The organism is Aurantiacibacter sp. KMU-128 (genome assembly GCF_056933515.1).
In genome coordinates, this window is the sequence record NZ_JBXORT010000001.1 from 150,174 (window position 1) to 176,550 (window position 26,377).

The 26,377-nt window shown below is 63.2% G+C and carries 27 protein-coding genes and 1 tRNA gene; 18 read left to right on the forward strand and 10 right to left on the reverse strand.

Annotated elements, in window-relative coordinates; all coding sequences use genetic code 11:
• The first annotated feature begins 110 nt into the window (after positions 1-110).
• Positions 111-2,249, forward strand: coding sequence for a TonB-dependent receptor (locus ACS0VV_RS00790; RefSeq protein ID WP_483530846.1), 2,139 nt, complete (start codon positions 111-113; stop codon positions 2,247-2,249).
• 297 nt (positions 2,250-2,546) lie between these two features.
• Here the strand turns inward: ACS0VV_RS00790 and dcd are convergent, their stop codons facing one another.
• Complete coding sequence (gene dcd / locus ACS0VV_RS00795; RefSeq protein ID WP_151973298.1) at positions 2,547-3,101, reverse strand: dCTP deaminase; 555 nt, start codon at positions 3,099-3,101, stop codon at positions 2,547-2,549.
• Between the two features lie 104 nt (positions 3,102-3,205).
• Between dcd and ACS0VV_RS00800 the strand changes: the two genes are divergently transcribed.
• Together ACS0VV_RS00800 and ACS0VV_RS00805 are read left to right on the forward strand one after the other, a co-directional pair.
• A complete protein-coding gene (locus tag ACS0VV_RS00800; RefSeq protein ID WP_483530847.1) occupies positions 3,206-4,174 on the forward strand; it encodes a zinc transporter ZntB in 969 nt (322 codons plus the stop codon).
• Between the two features lie 225 nt (positions 4,175-4,399).
• Positions 4,400-6,241: a DEAD/DEAH box helicase gene (locus ACS0VV_RS00805; protein WP_483530848.1), complete on the forward strand. Its 1,842-nt coding sequence runs from the start codon at positions 4,400-4,402 to the stop codon at positions 6,239-6,241.
• A gap of 12 nt (positions 6,242-6,253) precedes the next feature.
• On the opposite strand, the gene ACS0VV_RS00810 is transcribed toward ACS0VV_RS00805, so the two are convergent.
• A complete protein-coding gene (locus ACS0VV_RS00810) occupies positions 6,254-6,880 on the reverse strand; it encodes a hypothetical protein (RefSeq protein WP_483530849.1) in 627 nt (208 codons plus the stop codon).
• Between the two features lie 48 nt (positions 6,881-6,928).
• On the reverse strand, positions 6,929-10,042 hold the full coding sequence (putA, locus tag ACS0VV_RS00815; RefSeq protein ID WP_483530850.1) for a bifunctional proline dehydrogenase/L-glutamate gamma-semialdehyde dehydrogenase PutA: 3,114 nt from the start codon (positions 10,040-10,042) through the stop codon (positions 6,929-6,931).
• Positions 10,043-10,130: 88 nt separating this feature from the next.
• Here putA and ACS0VV_RS00820 point away from each other — a divergent pair, with 88 nt between their 5' ends.
• Positions 10,131-10,868, forward strand: coding sequence for an Nmad3 family putative nucleotide modification protein (locus ACS0VV_RS00820; RefSeq protein WP_483530851.1), 738 nt, complete (start codon positions 10,131-10,133; stop codon positions 10,866-10,868).
• Here the strand turns inward: ACS0VV_RS00820 and ACS0VV_RS00825 are convergent.
• The 4 genes from ACS0VV_RS00825 to ftsE are packed head-to-tail and all read right to left on the reverse strand — an operon-like array spanning position 10,858 to position 13,768.
• The gene (locus ACS0VV_RS00825) at positions 10,858-11,550 is read right to left on the reverse strand and encodes a lysophospholipid acyltransferase family protein (protein ID WP_483530852.1); all 693 of its coding nucleotides are present in this window, start codon (positions 11,548-11,550) and stop codon (positions 10,858-10,860) included. The genes ACS0VV_RS00820 and ACS0VV_RS00825 overlap by 11 nt on opposite strands.
• Positions 11,551-11,568: 18 nt before the next feature.
• Complete coding sequence (locus tag ACS0VV_RS00830; protein ID WP_483530853.1) at positions 11,569-12,111, reverse strand: YdcF family protein; 543 nt, start codon at positions 12,109-12,111, stop codon at positions 11,569-11,571.
• Positions 12,112-12,125: 14 nt separating this feature from the next.
• Complete coding sequence (locus ACS0VV_RS00835) at positions 12,126-13,046, reverse strand: cell division protein FtsX (protein ID WP_483530854.1); 921 nt, start codon at positions 13,044-13,046, stop codon at positions 12,126-12,128.
• The gene (ftsE, locus tag ACS0VV_RS00840) at positions 13,043-13,768 is read right to left on the reverse strand and encodes a cell division ATP-binding protein FtsE (RefSeq protein ID WP_483530855.1); all 726 of its coding nucleotides are present in this window, start codon (positions 13,766-13,768) and stop codon (positions 13,043-13,045) included. The genes ACS0VV_RS00835 and ftsE overlap by 4 nt, the downstream gene beginning before the upstream one ends.
• Before the next feature lie 161 nt (positions 13,769-13,929).
• On the opposite strand from ftsE, the gene ACS0VV_RS00845 reads away from it, so the two are divergent.
• Together ACS0VV_RS00845 and ACS0VV_RS00850 are read left to right on the forward strand one after the other, a co-directional pair.
• Complete coding sequence (locus tag ACS0VV_RS00845; protein ID WP_483530856.1) at positions 13,930-14,835, forward strand: zinc-ribbon domain-containing protein; 906 nt, start codon at positions 13,930-13,932, stop codon at positions 14,833-14,835.
• A 110-nt stretch (positions 14,836-14,945) separates the two neighbouring features.
• Positions 14,946-15,032, forward strand: a tRNA-Leu gene (locus ACS0VV_RS00850).
• A gap of 59 nt (positions 15,033-15,091) precedes the next feature.
• On the opposite strand, the gene ACS0VV_RS00855 is transcribed toward ACS0VV_RS00850, so the two are convergent.
• Positions 15,092-15,310, reverse strand: coding sequence for a hypothetical protein (locus tag ACS0VV_RS00855; protein WP_483530857.1), 219 nt, complete (start codon positions 15,308-15,310; stop codon positions 15,092-15,094).
• A gap of 638 nt (positions 15,311-15,948) precedes the next feature.
• Between ACS0VV_RS00855 and ACS0VV_RS00860 the strand changes: the two genes are divergently transcribed.
• From ACS0VV_RS00860 to ACS0VV_RS00880, 5 genes are all read left to right on the forward strand, one after another.
• Entirely contained in the window at positions 15,949-17,970 is a 2,022-nt protein-coding gene (locus tag ACS0VV_RS00860; RefSeq protein ID WP_483530858.1) for a ribonucleoside-diphosphate reductase subunit alpha, read from the forward strand.
• Positions 17,971-18,054: 84 nt separating this feature from the next.
• Complete coding sequence (locus ACS0VV_RS00865) at positions 18,055-18,228, forward strand: DUF4160 domain-containing protein (protein WP_483533472.1); 174 nt, start codon at positions 18,055-18,057, stop codon at positions 18,226-18,228.
• Positions 18,209-18,475: a DUF2442 domain-containing protein gene (locus ACS0VV_RS00870; protein ID WP_483530859.1), complete on the forward strand. Its 267-nt coding sequence runs from the start codon at positions 18,209-18,211 to the stop codon at positions 18,473-18,475. The genes ACS0VV_RS00865 and ACS0VV_RS00870 overlap by 20 nt, the downstream gene beginning before the upstream one ends.
• 50 nt (positions 18,476-18,525) lie before the next feature.
• Positions 18,526-18,708, forward strand: a complete 183-nt coding sequence (locus ACS0VV_RS00875; protein ID WP_483530860.1) for a hypothetical protein — start codon at positions 18,526-18,528, stop codon at positions 18,706-18,708.
• Between the two features lie 119 nt (positions 18,709-18,827).
• The gene (locus ACS0VV_RS00880; protein WP_483530861.1) at positions 18,828-19,106 is read left to right on the forward strand and encodes a hypothetical protein; all 279 of its coding nucleotides are present in this window, start codon (positions 18,828-18,830) and stop codon (positions 19,104-19,106) included.
• Positions 19,107-19,112: 6 nt separating this feature from the next.
• Here the strand turns inward: ACS0VV_RS00880 and ACS0VV_RS00885 are convergent, their stop codons facing one another.
• The gene (locus tag ACS0VV_RS00885; protein WP_483530862.1) at positions 19,113-19,964 is read right to left on the reverse strand and encodes an arylamine N-acetyltransferase family protein; all 852 of its coding nucleotides are present in this window, start codon (positions 19,962-19,964) and stop codon (positions 19,113-19,115) included.
• Positions 19,965-20,068: 104 nt separating this feature from the next.
• Here ACS0VV_RS00885 and ACS0VV_RS00890 point away from each other — a divergent pair, with 104 nt between their 5' ends.
• The 7 genes from ACS0VV_RS00890 to ACS0VV_RS00920 all read left to right on the forward strand — a co-directional run bounded on the left by ACS0VV_RS00890 (position 20,069) and on the right by ACS0VV_RS00920 (position 25,677).
• Positions 20,069-20,374: a hypothetical protein gene (locus ACS0VV_RS00890; protein ID WP_483530863.1), complete on the forward strand. Its 306-nt coding sequence runs from the start codon at positions 20,069-20,071 to the stop codon at positions 20,372-20,374.
• 64 nt (positions 20,375-20,438) lie between these two features.
• Complete coding sequence (locus tag ACS0VV_RS00895) at positions 20,439-20,912, forward strand: hypothetical protein (RefSeq protein WP_483530864.1); 474 nt, start codon at positions 20,439-20,441, stop codon at positions 20,910-20,912.
• A gap of 132 nt (positions 20,913-21,044) precedes the next feature.
• Positions 21,045-22,109: a ribonucleotide-diphosphate reductase subunit beta gene (locus ACS0VV_RS00900; protein ID WP_483530865.1), complete on the forward strand. Its 1,065-nt coding sequence runs from the start codon at positions 21,045-21,047 to the stop codon at positions 22,107-22,109.
• A gap of 3 nt (positions 22,110-22,112) precedes the next feature.
• Positions 22,113-23,846, forward strand: coding sequence for an AIPR family protein (locus ACS0VV_RS00905; protein ID WP_483530866.1), 1,734 nt, complete (start codon positions 22,113-22,115; stop codon positions 23,844-23,846).
• A 67-nt stretch (positions 23,847-23,913) separates the two neighbouring features.
• Entirely contained in the window at positions 23,914-24,168 is a 255-nt protein-coding gene (locus ACS0VV_RS00910; protein ID WP_483530867.1) for an HP1242/YdcH family protein, read from the forward strand.
• A 233-nt stretch (positions 24,169-24,401) separates the two neighbouring features.
• On the forward strand, positions 24,402-25,271 hold the full coding sequence (locus ACS0VV_RS00915; protein WP_483530868.1) for a M28 family metallopeptidase: 870 nt from the start codon (positions 24,402-24,404) through the stop codon (positions 25,269-25,271).
• A gap of 241 nt (positions 25,272-25,512) precedes the next feature.
• Positions 25,513-25,677: an excalibur calcium-binding domain-containing protein gene (locus ACS0VV_RS00920; RefSeq protein ID WP_483530869.1), complete on the forward strand. Its 165-nt coding sequence runs from the start codon at positions 25,513-25,515 to the stop codon at positions 25,675-25,677.
• Positions 25,678-25,695: 18 nt separating this feature from the next.
• Here ACS0VV_RS00920 and ACS0VV_RS00925 read toward each other — a convergent pair whose 3' ends face one another.
• Positions 25,696-26,346: a hypothetical protein gene (locus tag ACS0VV_RS00925; protein WP_483530870.1), complete on the reverse strand. Its 651-nt coding sequence runs from the start codon at positions 26,344-26,346 to the stop codon at positions 25,696-25,698.
• Positions 26,347-26,377: the final 31 nt, after the last annotated feature.

Below are 26,377 nucleotides of genomic sequence, written 5' to 3' on the forward strand. Positions count from 1 at the left end.
CGCGCAATCGCATTTCGTCGAAACACAAGCGAATCGGCTTGACCTGCGCCGCGCCGACACTAAATCGCGCCATGTTACATCATCACCTATTCAGGAAAACGTCCTCTCCGATGAAAAAGCTTGCTCTTGTTCTGCTCGCCTCTGCCGCCATGCCCGTAACCGCATTTGCGCAGGAAGCGCCCGCCGATCCCGATGCGGCAGAGCGCGCCGAGCCCAATAATGACGATTTCCACAACGTGATCTACGTCTCCGCCGCCGGTGTTGACCGGGTGGACATTATTGCGGGGACTTCGGTGCTCACCGGCATCGCCTTGCAACGTGAGAGCGCGGGGCAAGTGGGCGATATTCTCGAATCGCTGCCCGGCGTCGCCACCAGCGGCTTCTCCCCTGGCGCGAGCCGCCCGGTGCTGCGCGGCTTTGGCGGAGACCGTGTGCGCGTGCTCAATGACGGGATCGGCACGCTCGATGCCTCGGGCGCGTCGGACGATCACGGCGTCGCTGCCGACCCGCTGATCGCCGAACGCATCGAAGTGCTGCGCGGCCCTGCCGTGCTGCTCTACGGCAACAACGCCATCGGCGGCGCGGTGAATGTCGTGACCAAACGCATTCCGCCTGCTGTGCCCGACGAGGCGATCCATATCGACGCGCTCGCGGGCATCGACACCGCTACCGATTTGCGCGAAGGGGGCCTCTCGTTCGATGTGCCGCTCGGCCGCAGCATCGCCTTCCACGCCGATGTCTCGTACCGCGAAAGCGGCAATATCGAAGTCCCCGGCTTCGTGAACAGCGAATTCGTGCGCGAAGACCTGCTCGCCGATGCCGAGGAGGAAGAGGAAGAAGGCGAGTTCGAGGAAGCCGAAGAGCTGCGCGAACTGGCCGAACAGCGCGGCGAAGTCCCGCAGACATTTACCGAAACCTGGTCGGCCGGCACCGGCATCGCCTTCCTCTCGGGCGAGAGCAATTTTGGCGTCTCCTTCGGCTATTATGACACGCTCTACGGCGTCCCCGCCTCGCCCTTTGGCGGCCACCATCACGAGGAAGGCGAAGAAGGCGGGGCAGAGGAAGAGGAGGAAGGCGAGGAGCTGATCTCCATCGGCCTCCAGCAATACCGCATCGACGCGCGCGGCCAGCTCGATCTGGGCAATGGCTTCTTCGACAGCCTGCAGGGCCGTTTCGGCTGGTCGGACTATACCCACACCGAATTCGAAGGCGATGAAGTGGGCACCGTGTTCGATGTCGAAGGCATGGAAGGCCGGCTCGAACTGGTGCAGTCGCGGCGCGGCGGCTGGGGCGGCTCGATCGGCACGCAATACAGCTTCGTCGATTTCGTGGCGACCGGCGCTGAAGCCTATATCCCGCCCAATGAAGTGGGCACCTTCGCGCTGTTTACCTTGCAGGAGCTCGATTTCGACCAGTTCGAAGTCGAAGCCGGTGCGCGCTTCGAAACCACCTCCATCGACGCGGTGACACTGGGGCAGGAGCGCAGCTTCGATACGTTCTCCGCCTCGATCGGCGGCGGCTATATGCTGTTCGACGATCTGCGACTGGGGCTGAACCTGTCGCACACCGAACGCGCGCCGACGGCGGCAGAGCTGTTTTCCGACGGCCCGCATATCGCCACGCAGCAATTCGAAGTCGGCAATGCCGGCCTCGTCACCGAATCGAGCTTTGGCACCGAGGCCTATCTGCGAGGCGAAGTAGGCGAGGTTAAGGTTGCCGCCAGCCTCTATCGCAACTGGTTCAGCGATTTCATCTATCTGCAGGATACCGGCACCGAAGAGGACGAACTGCCGGTGTTCGAATATCTGCAGCAGGATGCCGACCAGTGGGGCTTTGAAACGCAGATCACCTTCCCGCTGGTCGAGCACGGCACTTTCTCGCTGCTTGGCGATGTGCGCGCGTCCTACACGCAGGTCGATCTGGATGACGGCACCGAGGCCCCCCGCATTCCGCCGCTGAGCCTGTATGGCGCGCTCGAAGCCCGCTGGGCGCATTTCGATCTGCGCGGCGAAGTGGAGTGGTATGACGAGGCAAGCCGTGTCGCGCCGTTCGAGACGACGACCGACAGCTTCGCGATGGTCAACGCCTCGCTCGCCTGGCACCCCTTCGAAGGGGCGGAGAACCTGACGGTGATCGCGCAGGTGGACAATATTTTCGACGCCGAGGGTCGCCGCCACACGAGCTTCACCAAGGACTTCGTCCCGCTGCCGGGGCGCAATTTCCGGTTGACGGTGAGAACCAGTCTTTAGTTTTCCGCAGCCCCATCCGGGGCTGCGTCCTCGGTGCTGTTCGCTCCGCCGGGACTTCGTTCCGGCTGCGCGGCAACTGCGGGTCGCGCTGTGCGCTCGGTTGTCGCCTTCGGCGCCAATCCCATCGCTCGATTTCGGGCGCTGCAATCGGGCGCGACCAGCGCACGACCGAGCCCGAACGGGCGACCGCAGCGGGCGCGTAGCGTAGCGAAGCGCGCCTAGCGAGGACGCGCCCACGGATGTGGGCGCACGAAACAAACAATTACCGAGGATGCCCGCCCGGATGGGCGGGCGTAATCACAAACGAGGCAACGTCACCCCGCGCTGCCCCATATATTTCCCCGCCCGGTCGGCATAGGTCACCTCGGGCCGCTCGTTCCCTTGCAGGAACAGGAACTGGCACGCGCCTTCATTGGCGTAGATCTTGGCGGGCAGCGGGGTGGTGTTGGAAAATTCCAGCGTCACATGGCCTTCCCAGCCCGGCTCCAGCGGGGTCACGTTCACGATGATCCCGCAGCGGGCATAGGTGCTTTTGCCGAGGCAGATCACCAGCACATCATCGGGGATGCGGAAATATTCGACCGTGCGGGCGAGCGCGAAGGAATTGGGCGGGATGATGCAGACATCGGTCTGCCGGTCGACCAGACTTTCGCCGTCGAAATTCTTCGGATCAACCACGGCAGAGTTCACATTGGTGAAAATCTTGAACTCGTCCGCCACCCGCGCGTCATAGCCGAACGAGCTGACGCCATAGGACACACACCCGTCCCGCCGCTGCGCCTCCACGAACGGCTCGATCATGCCGTGATTGAGCGCCTGTTCGCGAATCCATTTGTCTGAGAGAATGGCCATGCGCACAGGGATTCCCCAAGGCGCGGGCGGGGGCAAGCCGCAGGGAACAATTTCCCGTGAGTAAGGCCGCTTGCGGCGGCCACGAATCGGATTAGACGGGGGGCATGAGCGATGAAATCCGCCCGATCGTGATGCGCGCGCTGGTCAGCAATGGCGGTGTCAGCGAACTGCCGCCTGCCGACGTGGCGGATTATCGCGGCGACGGGTTTGTCTGGCTGCATATCGACGGCACTGAGGGCGATAACCTCGACCAGATTCCCGGCTATGTCCCCCCGCTTGCGGCGCGGGCACTGCTGGCGGGCGAGACACGACCGCGCTGTGACGAAATTGAAGAAGGTGCGCTGATCAATCTGCGCGGGACGGGCGTCGATGCGACCATTGATAGCGACCAGCTGGTGTCCATCCGCGTGTGGGTGGAAGGCAAGCGCGTTACTTCCGCCAGCCGCCGCCCGCTGGCAGCATTGGCAAGCGTGGAGGCCGCGATGCGCGCGGGCCGGTTGCTGGACGGGGGCGATTTCGTGGCGGCGCTGGCACAAGCCATCAGTATCGAGCTTGATCCCGACATTGCCGAGCTGGGCGACCAGCTCGACGATTGCGAGGCGCAGGTGGACGATGGCGATATCTATCCGCTGCGCCGCCGGATCGCGATGCTGCGGTCGCGGGCCATCGCGCTGCGGCGGTTTGTCGCGCCGGACCGCGATGCGCTGGCATCAATGGCGCAATTGCCGTTCGACTGGATCAGCAGCGAAGACCGGATGCATCTGCGCGACGCGGCGGACCGCTTTGCGCGCATGGCCGAAGAGCTGGAAGCCGTGCGCGAGCGCGCGGCGCTGCTGCACGAACAGCTGACCGATATGCGCGCAGAAGTTATCGACCGCCGCTCTCTGGCGATTGCGGTGACGGCGTTCATCTTCCTCCCGCTCACATTCGTCACCGGCCTTCTCGGCATGAATGTCGAAGGCATTCCCTTCGCCACCCAGCCATGGGCGTTCTGGGGCGTGGTCGGCTTTTGCGTGGTGATTGCGCTGCTGGTGATGGGCTGGTTTGCCGTCGAGCGATGGCTGGATGATTAAGGTGCAGGCGGGCAATCCTGCGGAAAGGGGATAGCCCCTTTCCCCGAGGGCACTTCGCACTTGCAAAAAACCGCAAGCCAAAAGGCTTCTTTCGCGCTATGGGGCACGCCATAGGCGCGTTCGCAACGGTTCGCTGCCCCGTGAGTCGCGTGCAGGCAATGCGCAATGCTCATGCACCCTACTCAACGCGCCAGCTGCTCGCGCTTCCATTCAAGCGAATCCCTTATGTCTTTTGAATCCCTTCCGCCGCTGATTGGCGAAGCCTTGGCCGAACGCGGCTATACCGCGCTCACCCCTGTCCAGACCGCCGTGAGCGCGCCCGATGCCGCAGGACGCGATCTGATCGTTTCCGCACAGACCGGATCGGGCAAAACCGTCGCTTTCGGCATCGCGCTGGCGGAGCAGTTGCTCAGCGAAATCCGCGGCACCCCGCTGACCGAGAAGCCGCTGGCGCTGGTGATTGCGCCGACGCGCGAACTGGCCTTGCAGGTGAGCCGCGAGCTGGACTGGCTCTACGCCAAAGCGGGCCTGCGCATCGCGACCTGTGTGGGCGGGATGGATGCAAGCAAGGAACGCCGCGCGCTGCGCTCCGGCCCCGCCATCGTGGTCGGCACGCCGGGCCGCCTGCGCGACCATCTGGAGCGCGGCCCGCTCGACCTGTCGGGCCTCGTGGGAGTCGTGCTCGATGAAGCGGACGAAATGCTCGACATGGGCTTCCGCGACGATCTGGAAGAAATCCTCGACGCCTCGCCCGAGGGGCGGCGCACGTTGCTGTTTTCCGCCACCATGCCGCAGGCGATTGTCCGGCTGGCGCAGAAATACCAGTCCGATGCCTTGCGGCTCTCGCTCGCCGGGCAGGATCGCGGGCATGGCGATATCGCCTATCAGGCGATCACGGTCGGCCCTTCAGAAATCGAGAACGCGGTGGTCAATCTGCTGCGCTTTCACGAGGCGGAATCGGCGATCTGCTTCTGCGCCACGCGCGACAGCGTGCGCCGCTTGCACGCCACTTTGCAGAACCGTGGCTTCGGTGTGGTGATGCTGTCGGGCGAGCATTCGCAGTCCGAACGCAACCAGGCGCTGCAGGCCATGCGGGACCGGCGCGCGCGTGTGTGCGTCGCCACCGATGTCGCCGCGCGCGGGCTCGACCTGCCGACGCTGAGCCTGGTGATCCATGTCGATACGCCGCGCGATGCGGAGACCTTGCAGCACCGATCAGGCCGCACAGGGCGCGCGGGCAAGAAGGGGACGGCAGCAATCATCGTGCCCTATAACCGGCGCAAGCGCGTCGAGAGTATGCTGCGCGGCGCGAAGATCGCTGCCGAATGGATGGGCGCGCCCACGCCCGAAGCCATCGGCCAGAAGGATCATGCGCGGCTGATGGAGAAGCTGACGGCTCCGGCAGATTATGCCGAGGAAGACCGCGCGCTTGCTGCCGAGCTGATGCAGCGGCTTCCCGCAGAGGACATCGCCGCCGCGCTGGTGCAGGCGCACCGCGCGAAAATGCCCGCGCCCGAAGAGCTGCTCGCCAACACCCCCGAAGCGCGGGAGAAGGCGCAGGCCGAGCGCCACCGCCCCGGTTTTGAAGACGTGGTGTGGTTCAAAATGGGCATCGGCCGCCGCCAGAATGCGGAGCCGCGCTGGCTGCTGCCGCTGATCTGCCGCCGTGGCCATATCACCCGCAACGAAATCGGCGCGATCCGTCTCGGCCCCAACGAAACGTGGTTCCAGGTGCCGCGCACCATCGCCGCGAAATTCGCCGAGACGGTGCAGCGCACCGAATCCGCCGAGGACGAACAGGATGCGATTGTGATCGAACAATCCGCCGAAGGCCCGCGCATGGAAGCGCGCCAGAACCGCAAGCAAGGCGGCCCCGCCGTGCGCGCCAAGCCGTTCCACCGGGGGCAGGGCGGGAAGAAGCCGGGCGGCTTCAAGCGCGACAATGCCGATGGATCAGGCACTGGCGAGCGCAAACCCTATGCGGGCAAGCCCAAACCGGGGTTCAAGGGGAAGAGCGCAGGCAAGCCCAAGGGCAAACCGCCGGGCAGCCCGCGGCGGGACGGGTAGGTGTGCGGGGGACTATTCCCCGTCTGCTTCGTTCCGGTTGCTCATGATAACGTAGCACATGGTCGGCCCGTGGCGCTCCGCGTCCGCAAGACTGATGTAGAGCGCCTGCCAGTCATCGCCGACCGTGCCCGGCTCCATCATATCGAGATATAACGCGCTGATTGGCGCGATTTCCGTCTCCTCCAAGCCGCAAGATCGCGCGACTTCGGCATAATGCGCCAAGACCGCAGGCGGCCCGGACGCAATCGCGACATTGTCCTCCGGCCCCTCAATCGAGGTTTCCGACGGAGCCACATCGCAAGTGTCTGCCTCCGCTGCGCCACCCGCTATCGAGTAAGCGCTGCTTGCGACCGAAACGAGTTCTTCGGCAAGCGCCTCGCCCGTTTTGTCGTCAGCCCAGAAGCCCGGCGAAAGGCGGAGCGTGGTCATCTCGCCGGACACGCCTTCGCATGAGACGCGCCAGCCTGCCTCGTCAGCGATTTCGCGGATAAGCGGGAGCTGCGGCGCCATCCCCATGGTCATCACGGCGACGTCCGGTTCCGCTTCCTCGGCGGCCTGATACTGCGTGTAGCCAATGGCCCCCAAACCGAAGACGGCAAGGCCGGCAAAGGCGTATTTCAGATTGGCGTCCGACAACATGGGTATAGCCTACCATCCGCCGCCAATTCGGCAATCCTTCGCCGCCGGTCAAACCCCCGCCAGCAAGCTCGCATTGCCGCCTGCCGCGGTCGTGTCGATCGTCGTCACCCGTTCGGTGGCGAAGCGCGTCACATAGTGGGGGCCGCCTGCCTTGGGGCCGGTGCCCGACAGGCCTTCGCCGCCGAAGGGCTGGCTGCCCACCACCGCGCCGATCTGGTTGCGGTTGACGTAGAAATTGCCGACCCTTGCGTGGGCTTCGACGAATTCGCGGGTTTCGGCGATGCGGCTATGCAGGCCAAGCGTGAGGCCGTATCCGGTCGCGTTGATATCGTCGATCACCTGCCGCAGCGTGCCGACCGGATAGCGCACCACGTGCAGCACCGGGCCGAATTGCTCTTCATCGATATCGAGGATCGAGCCGACCTCGATAATCGTCGGGGCGACGAAATGGCCGTCCGCGCATTCATCGGGCAGCGGCAGGCGCCACACGCTGAAGCCGTCCGCTTCCATCGCCGCGATATGCTTTTCCAGCTTGGCCTTTGCCTCGGCATCGATCACCGGGCCGACATCGGTGGCAAGCTGCGTCGGGTCGCCCACCACCAGCGCCTCGAACGCGCCGGTGATCATGTGCAGCATCACATCGGCGACATCCTCTTGCAGATAGAGCACCCGCAGCGCCGAGCAGCGTTGTCCCGCGCTCTGGAACGCGCCCGCGATCACGTCGCGCGTGACTTGCTCGGGCAGAGCGGAGCTGTCGACGATCATTGCGTTCTGGCCACCCGTCTCGGCGATCAGCGTGCCGATCAACCCGTCGCGCGCGGCGAGGCTGCGGTTGATCTTTTGCGCGGTGTCGGTCGATCCGGTGAAGGCCACGCCCGCAATGCGCGGGTCGCTGGTGAGCGCCGCGCCGACCGAACCGTCGCCCGGCACGAATTGCAGCACATCCTTGGGAATGCCCGCCTGATGGCACAGATCGATGGCGAGCGCGGCGATCAGCGGGGTCTGTTCGGCAGGCTTGGCGAGCACGGCATTGCCCGCCGCCAGCGCGGCGGCGGTTGGCCCCATGAAAATCGCCAGCGGGAAATTCCACGGGCTGATTGTCGCAAACACGCCGCGCCCGTGCAGGCGCAGGAGGTTGGTCTCCCCCGTCGGCCCCGGCAGCGGCTGCGGCGCGGCGAACAGCATCCGCGCTTCGCAGGCGTAGTAGCGCAGGAAATCGACCGCCTCGCGCACTTCGAGCACGGCATCGGGCAGCGATTTGCCCGCCTCGCGCTCGCACAGGTCGAGCAGGCGCGCGGTGTTAGCCTCCAGCAGGTCGGCAGCGGCAAGCAGCAGATCGGCGCGCGCCGCCCCGCCCAGCGCATCCCATGTCGGCTGCGCGGCGACCGCGCGGGCGATGGCAAGGTCGATATCCTTGGGGGTTGCCGGAATGGCTTGGCCGACCACCCGCCCGTCAAACGGCGAATGCACCGGCACGAGCGCTTCGCCGTCGACGCCTGCGCGCAGCGTGGGCCGCGCTACGGGATCGTCCTGCCGCCAGCGTTCCAGCTCCTGCTGCAATGGCGCCAGCACCAGCGGATCGGCAAGGTCAACGCCCGCCGAATTGCGGCGGTTGGGATAGATATGCGCAGGCAGCGGGATCGCCGGATTGCGGTAGGGAGACATCGCAGCAAGCTCCGCCACCGGATCGCCCGTCATCTCCTCCACCGGCACATCGGCATCGGCCATGCGGTTGACGAAGGAGGAGTTCGCGCCGTTTTCCAGCAGGCGGCGCACGAGATAGGCGAGCAATTCCTTGTGCCCGCCCACCGGCGCGTAAATCCGCACCGTGGTGCGGCTGTTGTCACCCTCCAGCTGGGCGAGTGTTTCGTAGACCTCCTCGCCCATGCCGTGCAGGCGCTGGAATTCAAAAGGTGCATCGCCAGCCAAAGACTTGATCGCCGCAATCGTATAGGCGTTGTGCGTCGCAAAGGCGGGGTAAATGCAATCCTCGGCCTTCAGCAGCTCCGCCGCGCAAGCGAGGTAGGAGACATCGGTAGCGATCTTGCGGGTGAAGACCGGATAATCGGTGTGCCCGCCCACTTGTGAGAGCTTGATCTCCGCATCCCAATAGGCGCCTTTCACCAGCCGGACGAACAGCCGCCGGTCATGCTTGCGCGCCGCCTTGGCGACCCAGCGGCACAGCGGCACGGCGCGTTTCTGATAGCCCTGTATGGCCATGCCGAACCCGTCCCACTGGCTGCCATCACCCTTGGCGAACAGGCTGTCATCGGCCAGCAGCGCCTCGATAATATCCATGCTGAGCTCGAGCCGCTCGGCCTCTTCGGCATCGACGGTGAAGTGGATATCGGCATCGCGCGCCGCGCCCGCCAGATCGCGCAGCACCGGCACGATATGCGCCTTCGCCGCTTCGGCATGGAGGAAGTCGTATTTGGGGTAGAGCGCGGACAGCTTCACCGAAATGCCCGGCCCGCCGCGCACGCCGCCCGCTTCCTGCGCCAGCCGTGCAATCGCTCCGGCATAGGCGGCGCGGTATTTCTCCGCATCGTCCATCGTCATCGCCGCTTCGCCGAGCATATCGAAACTGTGCGCAAGGCGGCGTTTGCGTTCGGGCGCGGCGCGCTTCATCGCTTCTTCGATGGTGCGGGCGTAGACGAATTGCCCGCCGAGGATCTTCATCGCCTGCTGCACCGCCTGCCGGATCACCGGCTCGCCCAATCGGCCGGTGGTGCGCGCCAGCGTGTTCGCCAGCCCCGCTTCGGTGCGCACGCCGCTGCGCAGCACGCCGCCTGTTAGCATCAGCGAGAAGGTGGCGGCGTTGACGAACACCGATTTGCTCTCCCCCAGATGCTCCGCCCAATCGACATTGGCGAGCTTGTCGCGGATCAGTGCGTCGGCGGTCTGCTGGTCGGGAATGCGCAGCAAAGCCTCGGCAAGGCACATCAGCGCGATGCCTTCCTCGGTATTGAGGCCGTAGGTCGCCAGAAACGCATCGAGCCCTTTGCTCACCTTCTTGCGCGCCCCTTCGATCAGCTGTGCGGCGAGCGCGGCGGATTCTGCGTGCTTTTGCGACACCGTTTTGGCCTGTTCGAGGCGCTGGGCGATGCAGGCGTCTTCGTCCATGCGATAGGCCTGCCGGAGTGCGAGTCGGTCGATTGTCATAGGGCTGCGCCAATCGCATACAGTTTCATATGCAATCAAGCGAAGTCGCACCCTGTCGGTTCCGTCCAGCAGGCGCTAGGGAAGCCGCATGAAGATCGTTTTCAGCCGCAAGGGGTTCGACAGCGGATCGGGCGGCGGGCCGTCGCCGATTGTCGATGGCCGCGCGCTCAGCCTGCCAATCCCTGAAAAGCGCGGCTTTGGCGGGCCGACATACAGCAACCGCAAGATGGGCGGCCATGTGCGGCGGGCGAGCCGTGGCAAGGTGCAAAGCTGGCACCGGATGCACAATGATCCGATGTTCGGCAAAAAGGGCTGGGCGGCGCTCGGCCAGTATGGCGCGGCGCAGACGCATCTGGAACGCCAAGGCGTGGGCGCGGGCGACCTGTTCCTGTTCTTCGGGCTGTTCTGCGAGGAGGGCGGCGCGCCGCATCACCGCTTCTTCGGTTACCTTTATGTCAGCGAGCTGGTGAAGCTGGCCGAATGCGACGAAGCGACGCGCAAGAGTTTCGCCGATGTGGGCCATCCCCATGCGCGCAGGATGCTCGGTAGCAATGATGCGATCTGGTATGGACGGGGCACCGATAAGGCGCCCGCGCTGGACGCTTTGCGGCTGACTGTGCCCGAAGGCCCGGCGAGCCTGTGGCGCGTGCCCGATTGGCTGCGCGAAACGGGGCTCAGCTATCACGACAGGCCCGAACGCTGGCTGCCCGATGGCCGCTTGCAAAGCGTGGCGCGGGGTCAGGAGTTCGTCGCGGATATCGGCGAACGCGAGGATGCGCGGGAATGGGCAGGCGAGATCGTGCGGCTGATCGAGACTAAACCGTAGGCGGCGTATTCAACGCATTGATCCCCTCATGCACGCGCCGTTCGACTTCCTCGCGCGGCAGGCCGGGTTCGATCACTTCGCCAAAATGCCACGTGATCGTGCCCTTGGGTTTCAAGAGATTGCGGTAGATCGTCCCGCTATTCACCGCCACCGGCACCACCGGCAGCTTGAACAGCTTGTAGAGCCCGGCAAAGCCCGACCGCAAAGGCGGGCGCTCGCCTGGCGGGATGCGCGTGCCTTCGGGGAAGATGACGATGGGGCGGCCCTGCGCAATCGCGCCCTTGCCCGCTTTCAACATCGCCCGCAGCGCGCTCGCACCCTGGTCGCGCGCCACCGGTATCAGGCCGTAAGCGAGACCGGCGCGTCCCCAGAAGGGCAGATCGAACAGCTCCGCCTTGGCGACGCCCGCCGGGTGTTCGAACGTATGCGCCATCGCAATCGCTTCGAAAAAACTCTCATGCTTGATGGCGTAGATCACCGGGCCTGCGGGCCGCGTGCCGGTCATCTCGATGCGCAGGCCGAGCAACCGCGTACAGCACCAATGGTGCCAGTGCGACCAGTTGTCGCATAACGGGCGCACCCATTGCGGGCGCAGATAGGTCGCCGCCGCCGCCGCGCCGGATATCAGCAACGAGCCGCAGTAGAATGCGGCGTAAAAGGCAAGATTGCGCAGAAGGATCATCGGTGGTGCAGCGACGGGTCAGCTAAGGGCTTTGAGCGTCCATACCGCAAGGAACTTGTGATACTCAAGGAACAGCGTCGCCAGACTGACTTCGCTGCGCACGGCATCGCGCAGGATGGTGACATTGTCGGGCAACTGGTCGGCCAGCTCTGCCGCCGCGCGGCGCATATGCCAGTCCGCCGTCACCAGCCGCAGCGAGTTGTAGCCCTGCGCTTCCATCCACTGCGCCGTCTCCCGCGCATTGCCACGCGTGTCGAGCGCGGAAAAGCCCAGCGTCACGCAGCAATCCATCACCCGCTCGGGCACATCATATTCGGCCTGGAACTCGCCCGGCTGTACCGCGACGTCGACGCCGGTCACGAGCATTTGCTGCGCCGCGCCGGTTTGCAGCACTTCCAACCCGCGCTCGATCCGCCCGCCGCTGCCGGTGGGCACGATGATCGCGTCGGTCTGCGAAATCTCCGCTTCCTGCGGCAAGGCGGCGGCGAACCAGACAAAGCCCAGCGCCCACACGATCAGCACAATCGCAAACAGCCGTCCCAAAACGAATCTGCCCTTCATCGGCGTGACGATACCTACAGCATTCGCCGCAAGGCCGCGATCACGGTGATGCGCGCGGTGATGACGGCGAGAATGATCCCGACCAGCGGAATAGCGGCAATTGTGATCCAGTCCAGCGCCGTCAGCCCGCCGCCCGAAATCAGTCCCGATCCCAATTGCGCGAATTGCTGGCCGAGGATGAAGACGGCCGCCAGCCCGAGCAGCAATCCGGCTGCACCGCCCAAAGCCGCGTCCCAGGCAATCGAACGCTGGAAAATGCCCGCGATCTGCCCGTCCGTGCCGCCCAGATGGTGAATCACTTCGATCGTTTCGCGGTTCGATCCCAAGGCACTGCGCGCTGCCAGCCACACGGCTGCGGCACTGGTGATGGCGAGCAGTGCGATCAGGGCAAAGGCCATGATCTGCAGCGAGCGGATGGCATCGAAGACCGGCCCCAGCCAGCTTGCCTGCGCATCCAGCCGTGCCGCCGGAGCCGATTGCAGCAGCTCGCTGCGCATGGCGGAAAGGCGCTCTGCCGTGACGGGGCCGGAGAGTTTGACATCGACCAGCGCGGGGATCGGCACGCCTTCTTCCTCTGCCACCGCCACATCGCCCAGCCACGGGCGCAGCAGCTCTGCCAGCTCGGCATCGGGCACGCGGCGCACTTCGGTCACGTCCTCGCGGTTGGAGAAATAGGACACCGCGCGCTCGGCCTGCCGGTCGCGTTCGGCGGGTGCGCCTTCGACAATCTGGACGGTGATCCCGCCCGCGATCTCGTCGCGCGCATTACCCGCCAGATTGCTCAAGGACAGGCCCGCTGCCGCCGCCATCACCGTCAGCGCGATCATGATGGCGATCACCCACGGCATCGGCCCGGCAATCCGCGCCTGTTGCAGGATGCGCGCCGAATCCCCGAAGCGCGGCGAATTGCGGCGGATGGGCGAGGGCGCGCTCATTGCGGGGGCTTCTCGCGTTTCGGCGGATATTTGAGCGCGCCTGTGGGATCGGACAGCCGCCCCTTGTCGAGCCGCATGATGAGCGAATCCGGCACTTTGCGCAGCAGATGCACGTCGTGCGTCGCCACCACCACCGTGGTACCCAGCCGGTTCAACGCTTCAAACAGGCGCAGCAGCTTCACCGCCATTTCCGGATCGACGTTCCCCGTCGGCTCGTCCGCCACCAGAATATCGGGCCGGCCGATCACCGCGCGGGCGATGGCCACGCGCTGCTGCTCCCCGCCCGACAGCGTTTCCGGCCGCGCCTCGCTGCGATGGCCCAGCCCGACCCATTCGAGCATATCGGTCACCGGCTTTTGCAGCTTTTCCTCGGACATTCCCGATACCCGCAAGGGCAGCGCGACATTGTCGAACGTGTTGAGATGCGGCACCAGCCGGAAGTCTTGGAACACCACCCCGATGCGCCGCCGGAACATCGGCAAATCGCCGCGCGGCAGCGTAATGACATCCGATCCGAACATCGAAATCATCCCCCGGCTGGGGCGCTGGGCGAGATAGAGCAGCTTGAGCATACTCGTCTTGCCCGCGCCGCTGGCGCCGGTGAGGAAGTAGAAGCTGCCAGGGTAAAGCGTGAAGGACACATCGCTCAGCACTTCGCGGTCGGTGCCGTAGCGAAGGCCGACATTGGCAAACTGCACGATGGAGTCCGGTGCGCCCGTCATGGGGTTCACCTAGGGCTTTGGCGGGGGAACGGGAAGCGCCCAATCGTGCCGATACGGCATTTTGCCCAAGGTGCTTGTGGAAAAGGGCGCGAGATCAGCACTCTTGGGCGCGCGCAATCTTGTTGCTTTGTAACAGCAGGCGTAGGAATCTTGCCGAAGCGATGATCATCCAATGCCCCGCCTGCACGACAAAATATGTCGTGCCCGATACCGCTATCGGCGTGGACGGGCGCACTGTGCGCTGCGCCAAATGCAAGCACAGCTGGTTCCAGGACGGACCGACGCTCGACCTGGCGGACGAGGCGCCTCCGGCGAGCGAGGTCTCTCCGGTGGTGCCGCGCCCCGTTGCGCCAGTGGCAAAGCCGGAGCCTGAGCCTGAGCCCGAAGTCGCTCCGCCGCCCGCGCCGCGTCCGCCGATCCCCGAGCATCCGCAGGTCGAAGATAGCGTCACCGGGCCGGATGGCGAACTTGCCGACACGGTTGAAGACCCGCCGCTCCCCGAAACCGATAATACGGTGCCCGAAGGCCCTTCGCGTGAAAGCCTGCGCGATGAAATCCGCCCGCCACGCCAGTCGGCCCCCGCCGATTTCGGCGATCCGCCTGCATCGCCCTTCGATCCCGAGCCGCCCTTCCGCCCGCGCCGCAATCCTCTGAAAGTGCTCAACTGGGCTGCGGGGATTTTCGCGGTGGTCGCTGCCGCGCTGATCTTTGCGGTGTCCTATTGGGGCCTGCCCGACTGGGTGCCGGTCGAGCGCCCGACCTTCGCGGCGGGCGAGCCCGATCTGCAGCTCGATTTTCCGGCCGACCAGCAGGACCGGCGGCAATTGCCCAACGGCACCGAATTCTTCGGCGCGAGCGGTACGATCACCAACATAGGCAGCGAAACGCGCACCATCCCGACGATCCTGATCGTGCTGCGCGACGCGCGCGGGCGCGAAGTCTACAGCTGGGAAGTCCCCCCGCCGCAGCGCACGATTGCGCCCGGCGAATCGGTGCCCGTGGCCGAAGCCGTCACCGATATTCCGCGCAGCGCCCGCGAAGTGCAGATTGGCTGGAAACCGGAGTAACCGGCACCTTTGTCACCACGGTAAAGAGTGTGCTTGCAGGGGGCAGACCCTTTTGCTAGTGGCGCGCTCCTACCGAGGCGGGCCAAGGCTGCTCGCCCCATCATTGATGTGCGGTCGTGGCGGAACTGGTAGACGCGCAACGTTGAGGTCGTTGTGGCCGAAAGGCCGTGGAAGTTCGAGTCTTCTCGACCGCACCATCTTTTCCTGAACTGCAGCCGGAATGCCCGCGCCCTTGGCGTGTCGCGTTGCGCTGTTGTCAGTCCAGCATCAGCACGATGAAGAACGCCAGCAGCGTGCCGCCGATGAACAGCATCCAGCTCCAGTAGAAATCGAAATCGATCCCGTATTCGGGGAAGTAGACGTCGACGCGAAAGATCTCCAGCATCCCGCCGGTCGCGCCGCCCGATCCCATGAACAGCGCGATCAGGATGGTGAGCAGGGCGCCAAACGGCACGGCTTTGAAGAATGCGATCATCGGACACCTGTCTTCATTCGGGCCAACATAGCCGGTCGCGCGGGCGATCCGGCATCAGGGCCTGCCCGCATTGACGCAAAATTGGCTCCATCGCCAGAGCGCGTCCAGCCCCTGCGGACAAAAAGTTCACAAATTGCGCGATGCGATTCGATTGATTCAAAGCCCTGTTCGAAAGATTCCCACATCTGAAACCGCACAGATTTTTTTCCAGAGATTGATTTACCCTCTTGCGCACCGCGCCAGCCGTGGATTTTCCACGCGTCGCGGCGTGTTACAAGCGCGATACACCCCTGCGAAATGGCCTGCGGTCGCGGTAAATGCACTTTAACCCTCTTGCGCCCGACTCCCCGCTGATTCACTATGGGTTGTGGTCGCGATGCCGGGGGCACCCACTAGACCTAGTTTCCGAAGCCAAACCGCCGATTCGGCGAACGGGCCCGGAGTCACTATGGTTGCGGGACAAATCCGGGGATGCGGCGTGGAAAAGCCGGGACAAATAAAGTCTCGGACAGGCGTGTAGATTGGTGCGTGAACGACTACATAGGGGGCTTGGCTCCGAGTCGAACACAAATAGAACAAAGCGGCGGGCTGTCCGGTCAGGATGAACCCGCGCCAGGGCAAGAACAGGAACGGGGCACATGGAATTCAGAAGCGGAGACGAAGCAGCAATGGGACTGGGCGAAAATGTCACCACCGGAGCGCCCGCTGCGGAAAAGAAAGCCCCCAAGGCGAAGGCAGTGAGCATGGATATCAAGGACGCAGGGTCAGAAGCGCTGGTGGCAACCGCCACGGCAGGCGCGCTGGCCGAAGCCGCGAAGGCTGCGGCGAGCGAGGCGAAGAGCGACTCCAAGTCGATTCTGCCCCGCCGTTTCAGTATCCGTACCGACGAGGCACGCGATGCGAACCTCACCGATTTCGGCAAGGAAACGCTCACCGACCGTTACCTGCTGCCCGGCGAGAATTATCAGGACCTGTTCGCCCGCGTCGCCGATTATTACGCTGACGATGCCGATCACGCGCAGCGTCTGTATGATTACATCTCCAACCTGTGGTTCATGCCCGCAACGCCCGTGCTGTCGAACGGCGGCACCACGCGCGGCCTGCCGATCAGCTGCTACCTCAACTCGGTTTCGGACAGTCTCGACGGGATTGTCGGCACGTGGAACGAGAATGTCTGGCTGGCGTCGAAGGGCGGCGGCATCGGCACCTATTGGGGCAATGTGCGCGGCATTGGCGAGCCGGTGGGCCTCAACGGCAAGACTAGCGGCATTATTCCTTTTGTGCGCGTCATGGACTCGCTCACCTTGGCAATTTCGCAGGGGTCGCTGCGGCGGGGCTCGGCGGCCTGCTATATCGACATCCACCACCCCGAAATCGAAGAGTTCCTCGAAATCCGCAAACCGAGCGGAGACTTCAACCGCAAGGCGCTGAACCTGCACCACGGCGTGCTGGTGACCGATGATTTCATGGAAGCGGTGCGCGCGGGCGGCAGCTACGATCTCGTCTCGCCCAAGGATGGCAGCGTGCGCAAGACGGTGGATGCGCGCAGCCTGTTCCAGAAGCTGGTCGAAACCCGGCTGGCTACGGGCGAGCCCTATATCGTCTTCGCCGACACGGTGAACCGCATGATGCCCAAGCACCACCGCGAGCTGGGGCTGAAAGTCTCGACGTCGAACCTGTGCAGCGAAATCACCCTGCCGACCGGCATCGACCATCTCGGCAATGATCGCACCGCGGTGTGCTGTCTGTCCTCGCTGAACCTTGAAAAGTGGGACGAGTGGAACGGCGACAAGCAGTTCATCGAGGACGTGATGCGCTTCCTCGACAATGTCCTGCAGGACTATATCGACCGTGCCCCCGACGAAATGGCCCGCGCCAAGTATTCTGCCGCGCGCGAGCGCAGTGTCGGCCTCGGCGTGATGGGCTTCCACTCCTTCCTCCAGTCGAAGGGCCTCGGTTTCGAGAGCCCGATGGCGAAGGCGTGGAACCTCAAAATGTTCAAGCACATCCAGTCGAAGGCGTCCGAGGCCTCGATGCTGCTGGCGCAGGAGCGCGGCGCTTGCCCCGATGCCGAGGAAATGGGGGCGATGGAGCGGTTCAGCTGCAAAATGGCGATTGCGCCGACCGCGTCGATCAGCATCATCTGCGGCGGCACCAGCGCGTGTATCGAGCCGATCCCGGCGAATATCTACACCCACAAGACGCTGTCGGGCAGCTTCGTGGTGAAGAACCCCTATCTGGAAAAGATCCTCGACAAGAAGTCGAAGAATTCGGCCAATGTGTGGAATTCAATCCTGGAGAAGGGCGGCAGCGTCCAGCATCTCGATTTCCTCACCGACGAGGAAAAGGCCGCATTCAAGACGAGCTTCGAGATCGACCAGCGCTGGCTGCTCGAATTCGCCGCGGACCGCGCGCCCTATATCGATCAGGCGCAGTCGCTGAACCTGTTCATCCCCGCCGATGTCGACAAGTGGGACCTGATGATGCTGCACTTCCAGGCGTGGGAGAAGGGCATCAAGTCGCTCTACTACCTGCGCTCCAAGAGCGTGCAGCGTGCGGGCTTTGCCGGCGGCGTGGAGGCGGACAACACCGTCGATGCGGCGAAATACGAGCTGCAGGCCGAACAGACCGATTATGAGGAGTGTCTGGCCTGTCAGTAGTGTAGGTAGGCCGTGCCAAAGGTTTTCGAATGGCGCGGTTACCGCTTCCATTTCTTCTCTTTTGAAGGAGACCCGCGCGAGCCGGTGCATATCCATGTATCGCGGGCGGGGCAGGAGGCCAAATTCTGGGTGCAACCGCGAGTTCGGCTCGCAAGCAGCCGCAATTTTACCCCTCTTGAACTGCGGCGGCTGGAAAAGGTAATAGAGCAGCACAGTAGCGAAATCATCAAGGCGTGGCATGGACACTTCCCTCGATAACGTCCCCGAACCGGTAAAAGTCCGTTTCGACGAAGCAACGATGTGGGTCGAGCTGTCCGACGGGCGAACGCTCGGAATGCCGCTTGCATGGTATCCGCGCCTGAAAGATGCGTCGCTGGAGGATCTGGAAGCCTATTTCCTGACCCCTTCGGGCGTGCACTGGGACACGCTCGACGAAGACCTTTCGGTGCGCGGGATGCTGCTGGGACTGAAAGACCAGACTTTCCTCCCCGCCCACGCCGCCTGAGGCGAAAGTCGCATGGTGTTCGCGGCTGAAATGTCCTTTATGGCTGACGCATGACCAACGACACCATCTTCATCAGCGCCGTTGTGATCGCCTTGCTGCTCGCGCTGGCCAATGCGTGGCGCGGGGCGGTGTTGATGCGGTCGGGGGACGTGACGGGCGGCAGGCGCGCGCTGGTGTTGGGGCTGAGTATGCTGATGCTCGCCGGATTTGCGGTGTATCTCCGCCCGATCTGACTGCTCCCGCTTTACAGAACCCCCCGCACCAGACCTCCCGCCACCAGACCCTCTTGTCCGCCGCGCGGGCTTACTGTATTATCGTGCCAATACAGCAACACTCGACAAGGGAACCGCGCATGGCCCGCATCCTCATCGCCCTAACCGCCGTCCTGCTGCTCTCTGCCTGCGCGTCGCAGATCGATGCGGGGGTCTCCGCCGCGCCCGAGGCTCCGGGCTTCTGGTGGGGGCTGTGGCACGGCTTCATCTTCCCGTGGTCGTTCCTCGGCTCGCTCTTCAGCCCCGATATCGCGGTCTACGCTGTGCCCAATTCGGGCGGCTGGTACGATTTCGGCTATTTCTGCGGGATCTGCTTCCTCGGCGGCGGGACCATCGGCAGCGCGAAGGCGCGGCAGTAGCGCCCCTTAGAATAGCGGCAGTCTCGCCACATCCGCAGCGGGCAACACCAGCCCGAATTCCGCCTCCAGCATCGCGGCATATTCGGCAGGCGAAGCCAGCGCGCGCCGTTCGGGCGGCACATCCTTGCGCCAGCGGGTCAGCGCGCGGTCGGTCAGGCTGACAAAGCCGTCGGGCAGGCAGCGGCTCACCACGGTGAGATTGGTGAAGCGCGAGGCGGGATGCGTCGCCGACCAGTGACAGCCGAGCGCCATATCGGCGGGTGCGACTTCGGCGAGATCGAAGACATATTGCGCCTCCCACGCGCTGTCGCTTTGCGCCCGGCCATCGGTGGCGAGCACCGGGCCTTGGCGTTCGAGCAGCCACGCGCCGGGCAGCGCGCCCTCCGCCCCCAGACGCCGCAAGCGGTGCTGCGCACCATCGCCGCTGACCGCCCGCGCGCCATCCACCAGCGGCAGGGGCGGGGCATATGCGCCGCCAAAACCCGCATCGGCAATCCACGCTTCCTCGCCAAAGCGCACCAGCACCAGGCAATGCGTGCGCGGCGGCAGCTCCGGCGGATTGCCCAGCAGCACCCGCGCCAGCAGCAGCCGCGCGGCAAATCCCGCTGCCTCCAGCATATCGGCGAACAGCCGGTTTTGCTCGAAACAGAAGCCGCCGCGCCGCGCCTCCACCAGCTTGGTGAAGACCGGGGCGCTCTCGCAGGCAACGCCTTCGCCGAGCGGGATCGAGAGGTTCTCGAACGGGATCGCCTGCCGGTGCGCCGACTGCATTTGCGCCAGCCCCTCGGGCGTCACCGGAACCGGCGCGGCAAAGCCGATGCGCGCAAAATAGCGGGCGAGCGGATCGTGCATCTCCATCGCCGCCATCCCTGCCGCAAGCACCAGGCAAGCGCAATCGCCCCGCGCCACTCGCCGCCCATTCGTAAGACAATACTAACCATTTGCGCGCTATGGCCAGAGGCATGGCAGCAGGACGCAACAAACGGTTTCTGACCCATCACGGGTATGGCGAGGTGAAACTCTCGCGCTACTTCGCGTTGTATCTCGCGATGGTGGGCTGGTTTGTGCTCGGCTTCTACCTCTATTCGGGTGCCTATTGGCCCAGCTCCTGCCAGCCGGAAAACCTGCTCGAAGTCTATGGCTGCTCGTCCCGCCTGCCGCAGGATGGTGGCGGCTGGCGCGAGGCGGGCCTGCTCACCTGGCTGTGGGCAACGCCGATCCTGATCGCGCTGGAAATCAGCCGCCGGATCAACAAGAAAGAGATGTGATCGGCGCGCGGCGTAATGCCGCGAGACTGGCAAGACGCTCTCCCTTGTGGCATGATTTGCCACCATGGCGAGTGTTCTCGAATTCCTGCAAACGCGCGACGGCGGAGACTGGGTCTGGCTGTTAAGCGCCCCTCTTATCGCTTTTGCGCTGATCTGGTGGCCATTGCTGCACTATCGCGTCGCCACATGGCGGTTGGAGCGCAAACTGGCACAGCGCGACGTGCTCTTCGCAGACGAGCGGATCGAGCTTGCGATGAGCGTTCCTGCAAAGCCGGAGCCTTTGTCGTGGAAGGCGGGCGTCTTGAGTGCACTCTTTGTGGCGCTGGTCTGGTTCGCGATTGAATTTGCCCATTGGCGCGAAGCGAGCGCGATTTGGATTCTTGGCCCGCTCTGGTGCTGGATTTTAAGTGTACACCTCTACCGTTGGCGGCGCTACGGCCTTTCAGACGGGGTTCCCAAAGAAGCGCTGCAGGGCTTTGCCGTTGCGATGGTCTTACTTGCCATGGCTTTTCTGGTGTTCGTGGTTACGGCCGACTGATCGCGCCCCACCTGCCCCAAAGCCCGTCCGGCAATACCCGAATTATCCCCGACCCAAAGTCCCTGCTTGCTATCGAATCACGGCTATGATTCACTATGTAGATAGCTCGCACTCAGAAGCCGGAGATACCAGATGTCGTTGCTCGAAGCCCGCAAGACCTACAAGCCCTTTGAATATCCGTGGGCTTACGAGTTCTGGAAGCGGCAGCAGCAGGTGCACTGGATGCCCGAGGAAGTGCCGCTGGGCGAGGATTGCCGCGACTGGGCGCAGAACCTCACCGATCACGAGCGCAACCTGCTCACGCAAATCTTCCGTTTCTTCACCCAGGCCGATGTCGAGGTGCAGGATTGCTACCACGAGAAATATGGCCGCGTGTTCAAGCCGACCGAGGTCAAGATGATGCTCGCCGCCTTCTCCAATATGGAGACGGTGCACATCGCCGCCTACAGCCACCTGCTCGACACGATCGGGATGCCCGAAAGCGAATACGGGATGTTCCTCGAATATGAGGAAATGAAGGCCAAGCACGATTACCTGCAGGAATTCGATGTCGATACGGACGAGAACATCGCCCGCACGCTCGCCATGTTCGGCGGCTTTACCGAAGGGCTGCAGCTGTTCGCCAGCTTCGCCATGCTGATGAACTTCCCGCGCTTCAACAAGATGAAGGGCATGGGCCAGATCGTCAGCTGGAGCGTGCGCGACGAAAGCCTGCACTGCGAAGGCATAACCCGCCTGTTCCACGCCTTCTGTGCCGAGCGCGACTGCCTGACCAAGGCGGTGAAGGAAGACATCATGGATATGTGCCAGAAGACGGTGCGGCTGGAAGATGCCTTCATCGATCTGGCGTTCGAAGACGGCCCCGTACCCGGCATGACGGCGAAGGAAATCAAGCGCTACATCCGCTACATCGCCGACTGGCGCCTGTCGCAGCTGGGCCTGCCGAGCATCTATATGGTGGAAGACCACCCGCTCCCGTGGCTCGCCCCGCTGCTGAACGGCGTGGAGCACGCGAACTTCTTCGAAACCCGCGCGACCGAATATTCGAAAGGCGCGACGAAGGGCAACTGGCAGGACGTGTGGAGTAGCTTCGACAAGCGCCAGAGCGCGAAGACCGTCGCCGCGAACGAAGCCGAGGATGACGGGCCGGATATGTTTGGTGAGAGCGCGTCGCCCAAGGGTGTTGCGGCGGAGTAGTACGTGGCGAAGCAGAAAGATAACGCTCAAGTTGTACTTGATGATATACTTCAGGTATTCAACGAAGAGCGAGCTCCTTCTCTAAGCGCAGAAGAGTTTTTTGAACTTTTCTGCGCCGAACAGCTGCTGAAAGACTACGAGCTAAGTTACGACGAACTCTACGATGGTATCGTCGATGGCGAGCATGATGGTGGTGTCGACTCCGTCTACGCATTTGCGAATGGCGAGTTGATTACTGATGACTTCGATCCTGGCACGCTGAAAAAGAGTGTCCATGTCGAGTTGTTTGTGATTCAATCGAAGACAAGTACTTCCATAAAGGAAGAGCACGTAAACCGGCTCATATCGGTGACGCAGAAACTCCTGAACCTATCGAACGATGTCGATAGTTTCTCCGAATTGAATGAACAAGTGCGAGGGAAATTTCGCTCTTTCCGCGACGCTTACCGTGCGCTTGTTGCTCGTTTCCCAAGCTTGGCTATCACCTATGTTATTGCCGCTAAGAGAGCCGATGAGGAGATCCCCAAGAATTTGCGGGCTAAGCTAGATGAATTAGCTTCAACTGCGGGGAATATGTTCGATGGCGCTACCATTTCGGTTAAAGCACTGGGCGCGGCCGAGCTGAGGGACTTGGCTGCGCGTCAACCGCAGGTAAGTTTTGAGCTAAAAACTAGAAAGAGCGTCACTGCTGACGAAGGTGTTATCGCGCTTTGCAAACTGAGCGATTATAACCTCTTCCTAAGGGATGAGGAAGGCCGGGTTAGGAAGAATATATTTGATCTGAATGTGCGCGATTTTCAGGGGAATACCGAAGTCAACGCTGAGATCAAAGGAACTCTAAACGACGGTGATGCACCAGAATTCTGGTGGATGAACAACGGTGTAACAATCCTCGCGGAGAAAGCGACTGTCTCAGGTGACATTGTCACTATCTCGGGGCCGCAAGTCGTGAATGGTCTCCAGACATCAACGCAAATTTATGAACAATTTGATGAAGGGACTGTACAAAATCCAGATCAAAGCGTTCTCGTCAAAATCATTTCGTCTGAAGACGAAGAGATCCGAGACAAAATAATAAAGGCCACTAATAGTCAAAACGCGATCCAGCCGGCAACGCTGCGAGCCACCGACAAAATTCAAAGGGACATCGAAGCCACACTCAAGGCACGTGGACTTTTTTATGATCGTCGGAAAAATTTCTATAAGAATCAAGGAAGGCCCGCAGAGAAGATTGTAAGTATCCCGTTGATGGCGCAGAGCCTTATGGCGACGCTTCTTGGTCGACCTGACGATGCGCGGGCGAGGCCATCGTCGCTGATTAAAAACGACGCCAATTACGTTCAAATTTTCGCCGCCGACACGCCGATGTCGGCATATGTCGTGGCAGCGACACTGATAAAGCTAGTTGAGTTGCGTTTGCGTGCGCATCAGAACCTAGAAGCGCGGGATCGCAACAATCTTCGCTTTTATGTACTCGCCTATTTGGCTTGGTCGAAGGTAGGAAAAGCGAATCCCACAGCTGCTGAATTAGGTGCAATCGATACCGATAACCTCGCTGACGCGGAGGTAGACGCTGTAATCAAGAAGGTGATCGCGACATATAACAGCCTTGGAGGAACCGATCAGGTTGCAAAAGGAACTGAGTTGAAGGCAAAACTAAGGCAAGACTTCGAGGCCAAGACACCTGACTTGTTCAGCTCAGTTAATGGAAATAGTCAATTACTCCCCCCAATTTGATCCACCTCAAAGCCCGCTCCGCTCGTGCGCGCTAGGCTCCGTCTGTAACAACAGGAAGGATGCCACAATGTCGCAGCACACGCCCAACGAGCTTACCGAAATCTTCAAGCGGGATCGCGATCTGCTGACGCGGTTGAAGGCCGAGGACGGGCATTACGCGCGGCTCGCGGAGGATTACCACGCGGTCAATCGCGAGGTGCACCGGATCGAAGCCGAAACCGAAGCCGCCAGTGACGAGCGCACCGAAGCCCTCAAGAAACAACGCCTCAAACTGCTCGACGAGATTACCGGCATTGTCGATGCCGCGCGGGCGGGGGCTTAGGAAGGCGCTCCCTCCCCTATTTCGTCATTCCGGCGTAGGCCGGGAGTCGTAGACGTGCACAGCACAATCCATTTTGCCGCTTGGTGGCTCCGCTCTGGATCCCGGCCTGCGCCGGGATGACGTTGGGGGCGGGCGCGGGTGAATATCCGCCAGATAATCTGACACACGCCCGAAAACCGCGTATGGCTGCCGCAGTTTAGGCATCACACTAGGTATTTGGGGGCATCCCTCGCATGATCATCCGCAACACGCTCGCGCTGGCTCTCTTGCTGGCGGGCAGCGCCGCCTGCACCACCGTTCCCGCCAGCACCGGTGCGCCGCCCACGGCTGCGAGCGACTGCGCGGAGCCGTGCTTCCTGCTGATGACCGAACGCTCCACCCCCGAACAGCGCGACGCCGCGCGGGCGGCTTTGCTCGCCGAGTTTGCGCGGATCGGCATTGCGGCAGAGGCGCGGCCCTATGCGACGGACGAGGTTTTTCCCGGCACGCAGCGCGGGCTCACCGGCGCGAATGTCGTCGCGACGCTTCCGGCGACGGACGCGGGCAGCACCCGCCATATCGTGATCGCCGCGCATTTCGACACCGTGCCGGGCAGCCCCGGCGTCGATGACAATGGCAGCGGGGTGGAGATCGTATTGGAAGTTGCGCGCAGGCTCGCAACGCTGGAAGAGCGCAGCGCGACTGTCCATTTCGTGATGCTCGATCAGGAGGAGCTCGGCCTGGTCGGCGCGCGGGTGAATGCGGCGCGGTGGCGGGCATCGGGCGTGCCGCTCGAATCGATGCACAATATCGACATGGTCGGCTGGGACAGCGACAATGACGGGGTGATCGAGTTCGATAGCAATTCGGCAGAACTGACCGCGCTTTACCAAGAGGTGGCCGCAAGCCTGCCCGTCTCGCTGTTGGTGACGACCTATCCCAACACCGATCACGAGGCGTATCGCCGCGAAGGCTTCACCGTCGCCAGCGTGAGCCAGGAATTCGAGGACGGGAGCGAAAACCCCGCCTACCACTCCCCCCGCGACACCGCGATCCAGCGCCCCTATTACGAAGGCACCCGCGACCTGATGCTGGGCGTGTTCGAACGGCTGGTGTCGGAGTAGGGGGCGGGCACTTAACCTCCTACAAACGCTTTCGGATTATGGGTAGGGTATGGTCGAGCGTCCTAGATTCTCTGCAAATAGGCCACGTCGCCTTCGCGAGGTGGTTTTTTCCGATGACGGGTTGCGATTGGGCAGCTCTGCCGCGCCTCAGCGACGAAGGTCGTCCGGCAAAGACATTGCTCTTTGCAGCGTCGTCGCGTTTGGTGCCACTTGGTTCATCGCGGACTATTCCGAGGCGGCCATGATGTCTCCCGAAGAACGCGCGGCTATCGAACAAAGCGTATATTACGCGGGCTGCGACGAAGTGCGCGCACAGGGCCGCGCCCCGCTTTATTCAGGCCAGCCCGGCTATCGTGAAGGCATGGACGGCGACGGGGACGGGGTCGCCTGCGAGCCATACCGTTAGTGGCTCGGGTCTAAGAAGTCACCACCCCCAAGCCGGAGGCGGCGGGGTCACCGGTTCGCTCGCATCGAAGGCCACGCGGAACAGGCGGGTCGGGTCGTTGCCGCGCGTGAGCTGGTAGACAAACGCCGCGCCTTCCGTGCCCGCCGGGTCGACTTCCAGCCGCCAGACATTGGTGACCGACGCGGGCAAGCCCTCGCGGCCAAACATGGCGATGCTTTCGGGATCGACGGGGAAGTTCTGCGCATTCGCCGTGCCGGGCAAGTCCGTGGTGCCGCCATATTGCGTCACCGCGTCCTCGCTTCCGTCCTCGTGGCGGTGGTCGTGCTTGAGAGTCAGCACAGGATAGGCGACAAGGGTGCTCTCTGCGACGACATCGCGCGTCACCACCCACGTCCTGCTCCGGTTCCAACCATCGGGGTCTTCTGCCGCCTCGATATGGAAGGCGATCGCGATGCGGTTGTCCGAGCATTCGGCCCAATGCGCCACCATCGCGCGGCCTTCCCAATCGGCATCGCGCGCGTCCTCGCTCACCAGTTCGCCGCGATAGGCGTTTCCGCAATGGCTGGAGAGCGCGCTCCAGAACGCCTCCTGCGGACTAGGCGCGGCGGGCATGGTGGCGCAGGCGGCGAGGAGGGGCAGGGCGCAGAGGGGAAGGGCGCGATTGGTCATGCCAGCGGTCTGCCACGCGGCGGCCTTTCCT

What these genes read in the sequence shown, in the direction of transcription:
- ACS0VV_RS00880 (WP_483530861.1), top strand. Translation starts at nt 18,828, where the DNA reads ATGGCCCGCATCCTCATCGCCCTAACCGCCGTCCTGCTGCTCTCTGCC.
- ACS0VV_RS00820 (WP_483530851.1), top strand. Translation starts at nt 10,131, where the DNA reads ATGAAGATCGTTTTCAGCCGCAAGGGGTTCGACAGCGGATCGGGCGGC.
- ACS0VV_RS00915 (WP_483530868.1), top strand. Translation starts at nt 24,402, where the DNA reads ATGATCATCCGCAACACGCTCGCGCTGGCTCTCTTGCTGGCGGGCAGC.
- dcd (WP_151973298.1), bottom strand. Translation starts at nt 3,101, where the DNA reads ATGGCCATTCTCTCAGACAAATGGATTCGCGAACAGGCGCTCAATCAC.
- ACS0VV_RS00885 (WP_483530862.1), bottom strand. Translation starts at nt 19,964, where the DNA reads ATGGAGATGCACGATCCGCTCGCCCGCTATTTTGCGCGCATCGGCTTT.
- ACS0VV_RS00825 (WP_483530852.1), bottom strand. Translation starts at nt 11,550, where the DNA reads ATGATCCTTCTGCGCAATCTTGCCTTTTACGCCGCATTCTACTGCGGC.
- ftsE (WP_483530855.1), bottom strand. Translation starts at nt 13,768, where the DNA reads ATGACGGGCGCACCGGACTCCATCGTGCAGTTTGCCAATGTCGGCCTT.
- ACS0VV_RS00805 (WP_483530848.1), top strand. Translation starts at nt 4,400, where the DNA reads ATGTCTTTTGAATCCCTTCCGCCGCTGATTGGCGAAGCCTTGGCCGAA.
- ACS0VV_RS00890 (WP_483530863.1), top strand. Translation starts at nt 20,069, where the DNA reads ATGGCAGCAGGACGCAACAAACGGTTTCTGACCCATCACGGGTATGGC.
- putA (WP_483530850.1), bottom strand. Translation starts at nt 10,042, where the DNA reads ATGACAATCGACCGACTCGCACTCCGGCAGGCCTATCGCATGGACGAA.
- ACS0VV_RS00875 (WP_483530860.1), top strand. Translation starts at nt 18,526, where the DNA reads ATGACCAACGACACCATCTTCATCAGCGCCGTTGTGATCGCCTTGCTG.
- ACS0VV_RS00925 (WP_483530870.1), bottom strand. Translation starts at nt 26,346, where the DNA reads ATGACCAATCGCGCCCTTCCCCTCTGCGCCCTGCCCCTCCTCGCCGCC.
- ACS0VV_RS00830 (WP_483530853.1), bottom strand. Translation starts at nt 12,111, where the DNA reads ATGAAGGGCAGATTCGTTTTGGGACGGCTGTTTGCGATTGTGCTGATC.
- ACS0VV_RS00870 (WP_483530859.1), top strand. Translation starts at nt 18,209, where the DNA reads ATGGACACTTCCCTCGATAACGTCCCCGAACCGGTAAAAGTCCGTTTC.
- ACS0VV_RS00855 (WP_483530857.1), bottom strand. Translation starts at nt 15,310, where the DNA reads ATGATCGCATTCTTCAAAGCCGTGCCGTTTGGCGCCCTGCTCACCATC.
- ACS0VV_RS00900 (WP_483530865.1), top strand. Translation starts at nt 21,045, where the DNA reads ATGTCGTTGCTCGAAGCCCGCAAGACCTACAAGCCCTTTGAATATCCG.
- ACS0VV_RS00920 (WP_483530869.1), top strand. Translation starts at nt 25,513, where the DNA reads ATGATGTCTCCCGAAGAACGCGCGGCTATCGAACAAAGCGTATATTAC.
- ACS0VV_RS00800 (WP_483530847.1), top strand. Translation starts at nt 3,206, where the DNA reads ATGAGCGATGAAATCCGCCCGATCGTGATGCGCGCGCTGGTCAGCAAT.
- ACS0VV_RS00790 (WP_483530846.1), top strand. Translation starts at nt 111, where the DNA reads ATGAAAAAGCTTGCTCTTGTTCTGCTCGCCTCTGCCGCCATGCCCGTA.
- ACS0VV_RS00810 (WP_483530849.1), bottom strand. Translation starts at nt 6,880, where the DNA reads ATGTTGTCGGACGCCAATCTGAAATACGCCTTTGCCGGCCTTGCCGTC.
- ACS0VV_RS00835 (WP_483530854.1), bottom strand. Translation starts at nt 13,046, where the DNA reads ATGAGCGCGCCCTCGCCCATCCGCCGCAATTCGCCGCGCTTCGGGGAT.
- ACS0VV_RS00860 (WP_483530858.1), top strand. Translation starts at nt 15,949, where the DNA reads ATGGAATTCAGAAGCGGAGACGAAGCAGCAATGGGACTGGGCGAAAAT.
- ACS0VV_RS00895 (WP_483530864.1), top strand. Translation starts at nt 20,439, where the DNA reads ATGGCGAGTGTTCTCGAATTCCTGCAAACGCGCGACGGCGGAGACTGG.
- ACS0VV_RS00910 (WP_483530867.1), top strand. Translation starts at nt 23,914, where the DNA reads ATGTCGCAGCACACGCCCAACGAGCTTACCGAAATCTTCAAGCGGGAT.
- ACS0VV_RS00845 (WP_483530856.1), top strand. Translation starts at nt 13,930, where the DNA reads ATGATCATCCAATGCCCCGCCTGCACGACAAAATATGTCGTGCCCGAT.